This is a genomic window from Syntrophales bacterium (genome assembly GCA_030018935.1).
In the GTDB taxonomy this organism is placed as follows: Bacteria; Desulfobacterota; Syntrophia; order Syntrophales; family CG2-30-49-12; genus CG2-30-49-12.
This window is the reverse complement of record JASEGZ010000052.1, coordinates 1-12,681: the sequence shown is the minus strand read 5'-3', so window position 1 is coordinate 12,681 and position 12,681 is coordinate 1. Positions and strand designations below refer to the sequence as shown.

At 49.1% G+C, this 12,681-nt stretch carries 17 protein-coding genes; 3 read left to right on the top strand and 14 right to left on the bottom strand.

Annotated elements, in window-relative coordinates; translation table 11 throughout:
- Positions 1-366: 366 nt before the first annotated feature.
- The 6 genes from QMD03_08905 to QMD03_08880 all read right to left on the bottom strand — a co-directional run bounded on the left by QMD03_08905 (position 367) and on the right by QMD03_08880 (position 5,722).
- On the bottom strand, positions 367-729 hold the full coding sequence (locus tag QMD03_08905; protein ID MDI6777330.1) for an aspartate 1-decarboxylase: 363 nt from the start codon (positions 727-729) through the stop codon (positions 367-369).
- A gap of 58 nt (positions 730-787) precedes the next feature.
- A complete protein-coding gene (gene panC / locus QMD03_08900; protein MDI6777329.1) occupies positions 788-1,645 on the bottom strand; it encodes a pantoate--beta-alanine ligase in 858 nt (285 codons plus the stop codon).
- A gap of 122 nt (positions 1,646-1,767) precedes the next feature.
- Positions 1,768-2,355, bottom strand: a complete 588-nt coding sequence (locus QMD03_08895) for a 2-oxoacid:acceptor oxidoreductase family protein (GenBank protein ID MDI6777328.1) — start codon at positions 2,353-2,355, stop codon at positions 1,768-1,770.
- A 6-nt stretch (positions 2,356-2,361) separates the two neighbouring features.
- Positions 2,362-3,153, bottom strand: coding sequence for a thiamine pyrophosphate-dependent enzyme (locus QMD03_08890; protein MDI6777327.1), 792 nt, complete (start codon positions 3,151-3,153; stop codon positions 2,362-2,364).
- Positions 3,150-4,247: a 3-methyl-2-oxobutanoate dehydrogenase subunit VorB gene (vorB, locus tag QMD03_08885; GenBank protein MDI6777326.1), complete on the bottom strand. Its 1,098-nt coding sequence runs from the start codon at positions 4,245-4,247 to the stop codon at positions 3,150-3,152. The genes QMD03_08890 and vorB overlap by 4 nt, the downstream gene beginning before the upstream one ends.
- Before the next feature lie 260 nt (positions 4,248-4,507).
- Positions 4,508-5,722 carry a CoA transferase gene (locus QMD03_08880; protein ID MDI6777325.1) on the bottom strand — a complete coding sequence of 405 codons (1,215 nt, stop codon included), beginning with the start codon at positions 5,720-5,722 and terminating at the stop codon, positions 4,508-4,510.
- A 180-nt stretch (positions 5,723-5,902) separates the two neighbouring features.
- Between QMD03_08880 and QMD03_08875 the strand changes: the two genes are divergently transcribed.
- The 3 genes from QMD03_08875 to QMD03_08865 all read left to right on the top strand — a co-directional run bounded on the left by QMD03_08875 (position 5,903) and on the right by QMD03_08865 (position 8,990).
- Positions 5,903-6,481 (top strand): hypothetical protein, encoded by a 579-nt coding sequence (locus tag QMD03_08875; protein ID MDI6777324.1) that lies wholly within the window; start codon positions 5,903-5,905, stop codon positions 6,479-6,481.
- Positions 6,482-6,491: 10 nt separating this feature from the next.
- Entirely contained in the window at positions 6,492-7,355 is an 864-nt protein-coding gene (locus tag QMD03_08870) for a hypothetical protein (GenBank protein MDI6777323.1), read from the top strand.
- Between the two features lie 78 nt (positions 7,356-7,433).
- The gene (locus QMD03_08865; protein MDI6777322.1) at positions 7,434-8,990 is read left to right on the top strand and encodes an amidohydrolase; all 1,557 of its coding nucleotides are present in this window, start codon (positions 7,434-7,436) and stop codon (positions 8,988-8,990) included.
- Here QMD03_08865 and QMD03_08860 read toward each other — a convergent pair.
- From QMD03_08860 to QMD03_08825, 8 genes are all read right to left on the bottom strand, one after another.
- Complete coding sequence (locus QMD03_08860) at positions 8,987-9,181, bottom strand: hypothetical protein (protein MDI6777321.1); 195 nt, start codon at positions 9,179-9,181, stop codon at positions 8,987-8,989. The two genes, QMD03_08865 and QMD03_08860, sit on opposite strands and share 4 nt — an antisense overlap.
- Before the next feature lie 469 nt (positions 9,182-9,650).
- Positions 9,651-9,920, bottom strand: coding sequence for a DUF4160 domain-containing protein (locus QMD03_08855; protein MDI6777320.1), 270 nt, complete (start codon positions 9,918-9,920; stop codon positions 9,651-9,653).
- 116 nt (positions 9,921-10,036) lie between these two features.
- On the bottom strand, positions 10,037-10,510 hold the full coding sequence (locus QMD03_08850) for a hypothetical protein (protein MDI6777319.1): 474 nt from the start codon (positions 10,508-10,510) through the stop codon (positions 10,037-10,039).
- 104 nt (positions 10,511-10,614) lie between these two features.
- The gene (locus QMD03_08845; protein ID MDI6777318.1) at positions 10,615-11,004 is read right to left on the bottom strand and encodes a HEPN domain-containing protein; all 390 of its coding nucleotides are present in this window, start codon (positions 11,002-11,004) and stop codon (positions 10,615-10,617) included.
- On the bottom strand, positions 11,001-11,318 hold the full coding sequence (locus QMD03_08840; GenBank protein MDI6777317.1) for a nucleotidyltransferase domain-containing protein: 318 nt from the start codon (positions 11,316-11,318) through the stop codon (positions 11,001-11,003). The genes QMD03_08845 and QMD03_08840 overlap by 4 nt, the downstream gene beginning before the upstream one ends.
- A 158-nt stretch (positions 11,319-11,476) precedes the next feature.
- Positions 11,477-11,908, bottom strand: a complete 432-nt coding sequence (locus QMD03_08835; GenBank protein ID MDI6777316.1) for a hypothetical protein — start codon at positions 11,906-11,908, stop codon at positions 11,477-11,479.
- A gap of 122 nt (positions 11,909-12,030) precedes the next feature.
- On the bottom strand, positions 12,031-12,366 hold the full coding sequence (locus QMD03_08830) for a type II toxin-antitoxin system PemK/MazF family toxin (GenBank protein ID MDI6777315.1): 336 nt from the start codon (positions 12,364-12,366) through the stop codon (positions 12,031-12,033).
- Positions 12,367-12,615, bottom strand: coding sequence for a hypothetical protein (locus QMD03_08825; protein ID MDI6777314.1), 249 nt, complete (start codon positions 12,613-12,615; stop codon positions 12,367-12,369).
- Positions 12,616-12,681 lie beyond the last annotated feature (66 nt).

The following is a 12,681-nucleotide window of genomic DNA, read 5'->3' as shown; positions in this document are numbered from 1 at the left end:
TTACCCCTTTAAACCTCTCCCCTTCCAAGCCTTTATATTGGGTAGCCTCCACCTCTTATGGTCGCTATAGCTATATAATACAATATGGCCAAAGATTTGTTGAACTATTTTTGATTTTTCAAAGAGCAATTAAAGAAGACTTTACAGAACTATGCGGTGGTCAACCCTAATTTAGTCCAAATTTAGTTATATAATACTTTAAAAACCCGCAAGCCCTTGATATTCAAGCGATTACAATTTCTGTGTTTCATAACTAGGAAACTTCCGCTAGGGATACTTACTTTCTTAAGGGCGTCCCCCTTTACTTTATTAGTCCCTCTTTATTACCTTACTTTACTCTTTACTCAGAGAGGTAGGTCATGGGGATTATTTTGTCGTGGTATCCTTGATCCTGTTTTTATCGTCCAGAAGTATACATTTCGGAGACCATTCTTTCACAGCATCGTCATCAACAAGGACATAGCTAACAATAATTATACTATCACCTTTGGAAACCTTTCTGGCTGCTGCTCCATTCAGGCATATTATGCCGGAGTTCCTCTTGCCCTTCATCGTATAGGTAGAAAACCTCTCGCCATTGGACACATTATATATGTCTACTTTTTCATAGGGCAAGATATCCGCAGCCTCCATCAGAGATTCGTCAATGGTTATACTGCCTTCATAATCAATGTTGGCATCAGTCACGGTGGCCCTGTGGAGTTTTGATTTTAGCATAATTCTCTGCATGGTAATCACCTTCCTCCTTAAGAAAAAAATCCTTCCCGTAATTTGATTTTCCTTATATTTACATGTCGAGGGCTTCCCCGAACACATAATTGTCTATCAGTCTCGTTGACCCGACCTTAACCGCCAGGGCTAAAACCGCCTCACCTTCCAGATATTCCACATCTTTCAGTGTGGTCGTGTCACAGATCTTTGCATAATCAATGATGGTATGGGGATATCTCTTTATGTACTTTTCGACCTCTCCCAGTATCTTTCCCGCATCCCTTTCTCCATCTTCGTAAAGTCCCTTAGCGATAATGAGAGAGCGGCTTAAACTCAACGCTGATTCCCTCTCATGGGCCTTCAGGTAGACGTTTCTCGAACTCATCGCCAGACCGTCAGCTTCCCTCACTGTAGGCATACCAACGACTTCTAAGACGATATTAAGATCCTGCACCATCCGTTTAATAGTTATAAGTTGCTGGAAATCTTTCTTGCCAAATATCGTTACATGGGGCTTAACAATGTGGAAGAGCTTTGTACAGACTGTTGTAACGCCCCGGAAATGACCCGGTCGCAAAAACCCACAGAGGTTCTTGGTTACCTCTTCCACATCCACGAAGGTTTGATACTGTTCCGGATACATCTCTTCGTTTTCAGGACAAAAAATCACAGCGGCTCCCACATCCTCGGCAAGTTTTCTGTCTCTTTCAAAGTCCCTCGGATACCTTGCAAAATCCTCACCGGGACCAAACTGCATCGGGTTGACATAGATGCTGACTACCAGATACTCTCCCCGTTTTTTCCCTTCTTTCATCAAACTCAAGTGTCCTTCGTGGAAATACCCCATCGTGGGAACAAAGGAGATTTTCTTACCACTATTCCTCGAGAACTCGGAAAATGACTGCATCTCTTTTATAGATCGGACAATTTTCATAAATCATAAGTCCCATAAAAAAAGCCCCTACGTCGAAGACGAGAGGCTAATACATTCCAAGTAAATCAAACTCTTTAACCTTCCGTCCCAGTCCGCAGCCGGATCCAAGCGGTAAGTTATATTTAACCTAAAAAACTATATCTGTCAAGATTTTTTTCTCTGACCAGCTCCGCCCCTTTCCTCATGGCCTGTTTATCAATGGAAAGTAAAGCCGTATTTCCCTTGTTCGCCATTTTCCTCTCCAATGCCTCCTCGCAAAGCGGGAGTGGCACTGCCTTTGTCATCTCGAGATATGCACCCAGAAAGACAAAGTTAGCTGCCCGGCTGTTGCCAAGGTCGGCGGCAGTTTTTGTGGCGGGGAGGTAGCCTACCTTCAGATCGTCTCTGCTGACCCTTTGCGTCACGAGAGAACTGTCCAGCATCATCAAACCATTTGATTTCACCCTTTTTTCAAACTCTCCCAGGGTTGTTTGACCGAGTAAGATCACGGCGGAAGGTTGAAGTATTGCCGGAGAGGTTATCTCCCTGTGGGAAAGAATGACAGTGCATTCGCTCTCGCCCCCCCGCATCGCTGCCCCGTAGTTGGGAAAGTACGTAACGTACCGGTATATGGACATCCCTGCTTCTGTTAGAAGCCGGCCGATTATCAGGGCCCCCTGTCCCCCGCGTCCCGCGATGGTAAGTTCAAAATAGCCTTCACCTTTTTCCACGGCATTTTACCTCCACTCCTCTGGTAGCTCGATAACATCCACGTTCTTGAACTCTCCTAAGGGATACTCTGCTATCATCTTTTCAGAGATAAACTTTATACAATCAGGGGGACTGAGTCGCCAGTTAGTGGGACAGGCGGAAAGGAACTCCACAAACCCATAGCCAATACCATCTATCTGTTTCTGAAAGGCCGTTTTCAGGGCTTTCCTGGCTCGTCGAAAGTTAGCCGGACTATGGACAGTGCAACGGGCGGAATAGGCCACGCCTTTCATGGTAGCTGCCAGTTCGGCGGTGTGTAAAGGGAAACCTGCTGTCCTGGGGTCTCGTCCCTCGGGAGTAGTAGTGGTTTTCATCCCTATCAGGGTAGTGGGGGCCATCTGACCTCCTGTCGTTCCGTAACAGGCATTGTTCAGGAAGATAGTGGTGAGTTTTTCCCCGCGGATTAAGGCATTCATAAAGCAACCCAGGCCGATAGATCCCAGATCCCCATCTCCTTGAACGGTGAAGACAACAGTCTCGGGGTGGATACGCTTGATGGCTGTTGCCATCGCAGGGGCGCGTCCATGAGGGCAGGAGGTAAAGTCAACATCAATGGAAACGGGAAAGGGCCCGAAGCTGCAACCGACACCAGCAAGACCTACAGTTCTGCCTTCAATTCCTAATTCTTCAAGTACCTCACAGATCAGCCGTACGATTATTCCATAATGGCAGCCGGGACAGAAAAAACTGAAGGGGAGAGGAACCCTTAACTTTGGTGTTCCCCAGACCTTCTTTCGGCTAACTATTTTCTCTGTCATATCAAGCCTCTTATTTTCTCTAAGATGTTTTCCGGGTAAATGATCCCCGATCCCCCGGTCATTATATCGCCCTGGGGTGTATAACGGCCCCATATACCGAGAAGATGGACGGGGACTTTCCCCTGGCAGATACACTTCACGTCTTCCACGAGTTCACCCGGACTGTCCTCAACCACCAGGACCTTTCCTACCCGGCAGGCCGCTTGACGAAGGGCCTCCTCAGAGAAGGGCCAGAGGGTTATGGGACGGAACAGTCCTACCCTGTGACCTTCGGCCCGGGCCATATCTACTGCCCTTTTTGCCATTCTCGCTGACGAACCATAAGCTAACAAGAGGAGAACGGCATCCTCGTCTCTGTAAGTTTCATGCTTGATCTCTTCATCTTTTATCTTCTGATACACTTCGGCCATGTGATGGTAATAGCGGGGAGGTACCCCCCCGTAGCTGAAAGCGGCAGAAACGTAGCATCTTCGCCTGCCACCCTTAAAAGCCTTTCCCTTCAGAGCCCAGTCCTTCTCGGGCGGGGGTTCAAACTCTAATTTCCTCAGCTCGACCACCTCTGCCATACGTCCGATGATGAAGTCGGTAAGCACCAAAACCAGTACTCTGTATTTATCCGCCAGGTGGAAGGCAAGCTGCATATAGTCAAAGCACTCCTGGCTGGAATAAGGGGCAAGTATGATGCAGCGGTAGGCGCCATGTCCGCCACCTTTGGTGACCTGGCGATAATCTGTCTGGCCATGTTGACCACCGGTACCTATCCCTGGTCCCATCCTCATGACATTAACTATTACTGCCGGCACCTCTGCCTCGGCAATGTAGGAAATCCCCTCTTGCATCAAACTAAAACCGGGACTTGAGGTAGAAGTCATCACCCTTGCCCCGGCAAGGGCGCCGCCATATACCATGTAGACCGAGGCAGCCTCAGATTCAGATTGAACGAAAACTCCCCCGATCTTGGGTAACTCCCGGGACATAAACTCCGGGATCTCATTCTGAGGGGTAATGGGATAACCAAAAAAGTAGTTACAGCCACCAGCTATAGCTCCCCGGGCTATCGCTTCATTACCATCAATCAGCAACCTTTCAGTCATACCAATCTAACTTCCTTTCAGATAGCACGTAGGGACGAGGAGCGAGGATTGAAGGGCAATTCTGATCCCTGACCTCTGTACCCCCTGAATTAGATAACCTTTTCCGCTCTTAATCGGACAATATCTTCACTCGTGTAACCCATCAGTTCTTTATAAACTACCTCATTATCCTGGCCAAGGAGTGGTGAGCGTCGCTATAGTTCACAACATTACAGGATATATCAACTATTATAGGGGCACTACCGGAAAATACGGGATGTTTAAATTACCTCTTCATCTTTTAACTTTATAATGTCCTCCCAGCTATAGTCGAGGATCTCCTGCAGGATCTCTTCGGTATGCTCGCCGAACTCAGGAGCGGGCCGGGTTATAAACGCCGGCGTTTCACTGAAGATAACGGGGAAGCCCATCTCCCTTATCTTGCCCATGGTGGGATGGTCAAATTCGGTGATGTAATTATTGGCCAATATCTGGGGATCATCCTCAAGTTCGTCAATGTTATTAAGCCGGGAATAAATGATATTATTTTTCTTGAAGACCTCCATCCACTCCCCTCTCGTTTTGGTAATGAAGGTGTCATCGAGGATTTGGACAAGTTCCCCGGCATTCTTGTTTCTCGTATCCATACTGTCAAACCGGGGGTCTTTTTCCAGATCTTCCAGACCCATTGCTTTGCATACATTAGGCCAGAATTTGTCCGGCTGGAGGTGAGCCATGGCAATCCATTTACCATCCTTGCACTTATAGTGGTTCCATAGGGGATTGCCCACCTTTTTACGGGCAATTCTCATGGACGGTATTTTGGAAATGCAGCGCATGGAGACAACCAGCCCGAGAAGTTGCAACATGGCGCCTAAAATAGAGGCATCCACCTTTTGCCCGATGCCGAAGCGTTCCCTGGCGAGTAGAGCTGCCAGAACACCCCAGCTCGTCATAACGGCTCCCATCTGATCGCCGATGCCACCCTGCACCATCTGTGGGTCCATATCCGGTTCCCCGGCAATGAACATAATCCCCGAACGGGCTACGCCGGTATAATCAGCCGAGGGATCAGAGGCGTCGGGGCCTTTTGGTCCCCAGCCGGAGGCATGGACGTAGATAAGCTTGGGATTGTATTTCTTGAGGGTTTCATAATCCAGGCCCATCCTCTCGGCGACCCCCATCCGGAAATTATGCACGAAGACATCAGACTTTTCTGCCAGCCTGTAGATGAGTTCCTTGCCCGGTTGCTTGCCCAGGTCAATGGTAATGCACCGCTTTCCCCTGTTATTGTTCTCATAGTAGGGGTTACGTCCCACACCACCCCCGATCAGGGTGCCGATCATCTTCATCATCCCCCGTGCCGGGTCGCCTTCAACCCGGTGCTCTATCTTGATGACATCAGCTCCCAGGTCCGCCAGCATCGCCGTAGCCACCGGACCTTGCTGGAATATTGTCCAGTCGAGAACGCGAATTCCATCGAGTGGTCTTGTCATGTTTCCCTATACCTCCTTTTCTTATTTGACTGCCATTGAAGGATATGCAAAAACATGGGCCCTGTCAATGAAAATAGTACCCCGATCTACCGTCTAAATTTTCAGATCCGGTTCTTTATGCCTGGTTAACTGGTTAGCTTGACAGAGAGTCTCAAGGAGGTTAGAATTTAACACCTGATTATGACTGACATCATTGACCATAAGTTACACGAGTGGGCGCGGGGCAAGAGTGCAAGGGATGTGCTGATAACTATTTACTGCATGATAAGAGACATACCTTATGCCATCACCCCTGATCTCGATAACCCCGAACGATGCGTGGATATGTTCAAGCTTGGGAAGGGCTCATGCACGCCAAAGCATCTCCTGTTGGGCAGTATGTATCAAAGGATTGGTCTGGAGGTGTTGTATGCGGTTTATCCCTTCAGGTGGGACGAGTTTGGACTGCTTTACCCACCAGAGCTGAGGAAGCTGGCCGAAGCAATGCCCGTAAGCTATCACCTTGCCTGTAAAGTGGATATAGAGGGGAGACTTGTTTTAGTTGATGCCACCCTGGACTTAGGATTGGAAAAACTGGGGCTACCAGTGAACAAAGAATGGGACGGTATAAGAGATACGTTTCTTGCTATGCATCCCTGCGGCGAGGAGGAGTTATACCATCCATCGGAAGCATACCTCATGCAGCCCCGGCCGATTGATGAAAAAGCGCTTGCTTTCTACAGCAGGCTTAACTCGTGGCTGGAGGAGATAAGAGGATAAAGGGATAAAAATGTTACAGAGAAAGAGAAACGGTATTTTCCTGCCGCATTTCCAGGGTCAGAGATTGGTGGACTTTCCCCAGGCCCTTGCTGATATCCTGGATAAAGAGAATGTTAATTATTACAACGGGGTATACCGGCTTCCAGATGGCGCCAATTATGTGATGCCTGCAACTGAGGATACACTGTTGAAGGTACACTCGCAGGAGATGATAAACCTGGTGAAGCGGATGGGGAGGGGGCTCTTTGAGGGGGCTTCGTACTCCGCCGGGGTAACTGTCCAGGCCGCCCTGGAGATATACCGGGGGAATATTGATAACGCCTTTGTTTTTACCGGCTTTGGTGATCACCATGCCGGCCGGAACTATTTCGGCGGGATGTGCTACTTTAACGGCGCTGCTGTAGCTATTGCTACCCTGAGGGAAAGGGGGATGAACAGATTTGCCATTGTGGATACCGACAGCCACCATGCCGATGGTACCAGGGATATCTTCGGCCAGGATAGAGAAGTGCTTCATATCTGCTTCTGCTTCCAGGACTACAGTGACGGGAACAATAATGTTGATGTAGCTATCCCCTGTGGTATAGAGGATGAAGCTTTACTGCAAAAGCTGAGGGGGGAATTTGTCCCGCGGGTAAACGCCTTCCGCCCCGAACTCATCTTCTGGGAGTTCGGTTACGATGCCACCCGGGGAGAGTATGGCGATAAGGGATTGACCAGGGACTGCCATCTGGAAATTACCAGAATAATCAAGGCAACCGCCGACGCCCTTTGTCATGGCAGATTGATCACTATCCTCTGCGGCGGCTCCAGCCGCTACCTGGCAACCTATATAATTCCCGGGATCATCGCCCATATGGCTGAACTTGATTAGGGAGCTAAAGTGAATTTTTTAAGTTTCAACTTTAGGCACTTTTCCGGTTTATCCAGGTTAGGGAGCTACACGTAGATTATGGGTAACTTAGCGGCCGATCTCATCCTGGCAAGGGGTAATGTGCTCACATTGAATCCCGCCTGTCCCCGGGCTCAACTGGTTGCCATGCGGGATGACATGATCCTCTCCGTAGCGACGAATGAAGCCCTTCCCGCGCTTAGAGGTACGGGAACAGAGGTTATCGTCTTAAACGGCAGGACAGTTCTTCCCGGTTTCCATGATGCCCATTGCCACCTTGTCGCCTTTGCCGAAAGCCTGCTTGTCCCCAACCTTATCCCCCCGTCGGTAAATTCCATCTCTGATATTCAAGGCGAGATTCGGAGATTATCCGGGAATTTACCACCGGGAAGCTGGATAAGAGCCAGGGGGTACGACGAATTTTACCTCAGGGAGAAACGGCATCCGACGCGCAAGGACCTGGATGAGGCGACAACTGTCCACCCTGTAAAGCTCACCCACCGCTCAGGGCATGCCCACGTGCTGAACAGCCTGGCTCTGACATTTACGGGTATCTCCAGGGAGACCCCGGAGCCGCCTGGCGCCATGATTGAGCGGGACCTGGAGACGGGTGAGCCCAACGGCGTCCTTTACGGCATGGGTGACTACCTGACAAATGTGGCGCCGTCACTGAATGATCACGAGTTAGAGCGAGGTATAGGACTGGCCGGCGAGAGGCTCCTCTCCTCGGGGATAACTTCTGTCCAGGATGCCTCTGCCTCCAATGACCTCCGACGTTGGCAGATGTTCCAGCGCTGGAAGGATGAGGAACGCTTAAAGCCGAGGGTGGGCATGATGCTGGGGGTGGAAACCTTCAACCGGCATCGGGAGGAGGGACTTCTTCCTCAGACAGGCGATAACCAGCTCAGACTGGGTGCGGTAAAGATAATCCTCGATGAGACCAAGGGTTACCTGAATCCACCCCGGGAAGAGCTAAACCGGAAGGTCCTGGAGATTCACCAGGCCGGCTTTCAGGTTGCCCTGCACGCCCTCGAGGAGACTACCGTAGAGGCAGCCTTTCTGGCCCTAGAATATGCGCTCAAGAAATTACCCCGCCGTGACCACCGCCATCGGATAGAGCATTGTTCGGTATGCGGGCCGGCAATGGCGAAACGACTGGCCTCCCTCGGCATCGCTGTTGTCACTCAGCCGGCTTTCATTTACTATAACGGCGAGAGGTATCTCAAGACGGTGCCGGAAGAACAGCTCCGGCATCTGTACCCTCTGGCTACCCTCATCAAGGCGGGTCTCAAGGTATCCGCCGGTTCAGACGCCCCCGTGGTTTCCCCGGAACCGCTGACCGGCATCTATGCCGTCGTTTCCCGCACGACAAGGACGGGACAAGAACTCCTGCCCGATGAGCGCATCCCGCCATTGGCGGCAGTAGGGATGTACACTCAGGGCGCCGCCTATGCCTCCTTTGAGGAGGCGATCAAGGGCTCTATTGTACCGGGTAAGTTGGCTGACCTGATAGTATTGAGTGGCGACCCTACCGGGGTGAGCCCTGAGGAGATAAGAGATCTACAGGTGGAAATGGTTATCGTTGGCGGGAAGATTGTATGGGGAATGGGTCTTTAGGCAATGATCCCCTTCTCGACATATTGACGGAATTCATCCTCATCCAGGCTCAGCAAGTCCTGATAGACATAGCGGTTATCCTGTCCTAACAGGGGGCCGGCCCGCCGGAAGCAGGGGCAACAATTCGTTACTATTCCCAGGAGAAATACCACCCACACACGCCGTAAATTGAACCAGATGCTTTCAAACACTTACTGCCTGGATTGCAATCTGTGTCAAACTGACATGCCATAGCAACTGCCTGCAGAATGAACATTATTGATAGCACAAGCGCAACAAACATTAATCTTCTCATTTCACTTCCTCTGTTTTGTCTCCCATCCTTTAGGCATACATGGTTCATGGGGCTGCTAACGGCAAAGCTCAACGGCTGGCACGGCTTTTTGTGCCAGTCCGCTGGAGCGATTTGTTAGGCGATTTTTTTATTTTTATAGAATCTAAATATAAAGTGTCAGGGCATATATCCTGTTCATGTGGCCATATTACAGTTCCATATGACGCCCTCGCCTGTTGAAAATAAATTTTGTCTTTCAACTCACTGAATACACCGAAATTAAGCAAAGGACTGCAATCATATATCCCGACTTCCCCACTGGAAAATATTATCTCAAGCTTATAGTTATCTCTTGCCTTTACTGCTTTCACTCTTGGATTCATAGTTTACCTCAATGGATCGATTTTAAACGGCTGCTGTCCGCTAACTGCCAAATCCCAGTCAGCCATAAGTTCATCTTTGTGAATTTCAATCCAAGCCAAAACCAATCGCATTTTGGCTGGAGGCAATTCTCCTTCAAAGAGTTCACCGTCAGGGATTGAAATCACAGCTTCGCTATTCTGATATTTCACATGGATGTGCGGCTGTTTATGCTTCTTATTGTCAATAAAGTAAAGCGATACAACTATACCGAAAAACATTGATATTACTGGCATATTTTTTTCCTTATATTTATAGCCTAACGTAGAGATAACCCGCGCCGCCGAGAGTAAGCGGGAAACCACAGCCTGATCCCGGCGTCGGGTTGATTGCCTTGTTATACTCAATATCATCAATACGAGATATCGCTACAGTCATAACAGAAATATTCCCCACCTTTCATTGAATACCCTCCCTCTCCGAGCTTAATAATGGTATTGCACTTGGCGCATATAGTCGGTTCATATGAAGGGATATCCTTTAATTTCTCAAAATTGTACTCATTTGTGCCATACCAAACGTACATTTCCGTCTCGATAGATTCTCGACATTTCTGGCAGGTCTGCCAATCATGGCCATCATGATCTTCATTATAGTGATAACCACACAATGTATATCGCCTGTGATTTCGGTGACAGCTATTCGTGGCATAGGAGAAAAGAACATATTTGTCTTCATCATCGCATATCCACTGACCACAGCATTCCGTTTTGGTCAGCTTTCCTCTCTTTCCACAGAGTCCACATCTTGGGGAATCAGGGCTTATCCTTTTTTTGGATTTCTTTGGCATCTCCTTTCGAGGCTTGCCAGATTTTCTTTTTGTCATAAACAATCTCCATGAGTATAACGCTGGAGCTCACTGGCGGGGATGAAGCAACAGCGGAATCCCCGTCCAGTGGAGCGTCTGGTTAGGCGGTGTTTTGCCTTTGTTCATCTGTTGAGCAGGGACTTGATAGCACGCAAGAAACTCTCCGCAGCCTGAATCGCCCGCTCCGCTTGTGGCTGAGACACATGTGCTGTGCCCCCATAATCCCCAACATTGCGTATTTCAAAAAGCCAGTTCAAATCCTTGCCCTGTTCCTTGCTCAATTTCCCCGTCTTGACAAATCGCTGATGAATCGAAGCAATGATCCCGCTATGCTTGCTGAAATCCAAACCCCCGTTGAGCAAAACCGCTGTGGCTCCGTAAAAGGCTGCATAATACGCACGCGACGCTGCAAAATCGTGGTAGCCTTTGACAGCCAGGTCTTTAGCCGCTTGGATAGATTGCTCTGCTCGTTCAAGATTGGCGGCAATTTCCTGCTCGTATTCTGACGTCATACCAGTATTCCTTCCCGTTTTGCGTTTCGATAGAGTTGAATACTTCCGCTCTCAAATTCATCCGGAGGAACGGGTTTGGCAGAAATAAGCTGCTCTGACTCTAATTGGATGGGATACAGCACATCTATAACTTGACGCAGTTCTGAAAAATAGTCGAAGGGTTTGCTTAACAAAACGAGCAAATCAATGTCACTCATTGAGTCAGCTTGGTTGCGTGCTACAGACCCATACAGAATCAGACCCTTGAGCTGAGAACCATAATGGCTTTCAAGAGCCGCTTTGCATTTTCTTACCACTTCACTTATTGTTGCCATTTGAATTACCCTCTTTCAATTCGTGTGCGCGCCCAACGGTTTCGGGCTTTGCGAAGTGCGAAACATTTGGGCAAGCGGAGTGAGCCGCAAAGCCCGTGTTAGGCGATGCGGCGGCATTTTGTTTTGAAGCCTTACGGCTTACTGTCGCCATCATTTCGTTACTCGACGTAGATAGTCTCGAATTTCCTCTTTATACCAGAAAATTCTATCAAAATATCTGTACTTCCTTTTTTCAAAGCCTTAATGGTTACTGTGGGGCCTATCGTTGGCGTAATCTCCACAACCCCGGGGTTAGTTGGTGACCAAGTAGGACCTATCCCTATATCATTATCCTTTTGGTCACGACCCATTGCAGTAAGCACGATTGATCCGCCCACATTAATCGTAGGTAACATCGCCTCACCACGTGCTTTACCAACCTGACCTGGCAGAAGTTCCCCATTAAATACCATAATCTTCGCTAAAGGTCCTGTAACAGGAATACCTGTTTCCTGTCTTACCTTTTGAGCAATGTCTGCACAACCACCTAATAATGCGATTGTAACCAGTGCCACCATCATTGTTCCGATTCTTCCTTTCATCTCATTCATGACTTACCTCCATTCTTTTTTTGCCGGCGTTTCGCCTAACGTAGAGTTAAGCCGCCGGGCCGGAGATGATGTTGTAAGCCACAGAAGGAATTCCCGGTCGGCTTGAATGACTGGTTCGGCCTTTAATAAATGCAGGCATCAAGAATGGAGAGAACCGCGTCAAGCATCCCGCCCGAAGCCTTCCCTATAAGCTTAGCCTTACGTGCACGAAAATCGATGGACTTCACTTGCTCAACCATGACAAATCCGCTTATGTCGAGGTTATCCGTTACAGCCACATGGAAAGGGTAGCCCCTATCTGTCGTAGTTAAGGGGCAAACAATTGCAAGGCCCGTTCGTTCGTTAAACAGGGTATTGCTCACAACCAGGGCAGGGCGACGGCCCCTCTGCTCGTGACCAGACTGTGGGTCGAATGTAACGCCAACGAAGTCCCCTTTCTTCGGAACGTAAGGTCTCACTTACCACACCTCCCGGCCAACTGGTCCGCCCCAATCAGCCTCTCCTGACTCGTAGTTCTGGGGTATGCGTAACACCAGTTCTTGCAGGCTCTGTCCGCCGCGGATACGCCTCACGGGAGCAATAACAATCACACCATCCCGCGCGGATACATCAACGTCGTCGCCGACCGAAATGCACGCGTCCTCAAGCACCTGTCTGGCAAGGCGTAACCCCTGACTGTTCCCCCATTTCTGAATCTTTGTCACCATGATTGCACCTCCTATAGGCTATCCGAAGTATAGCCCACAGGAAAGATTATGTCAAGTCATGCTTTG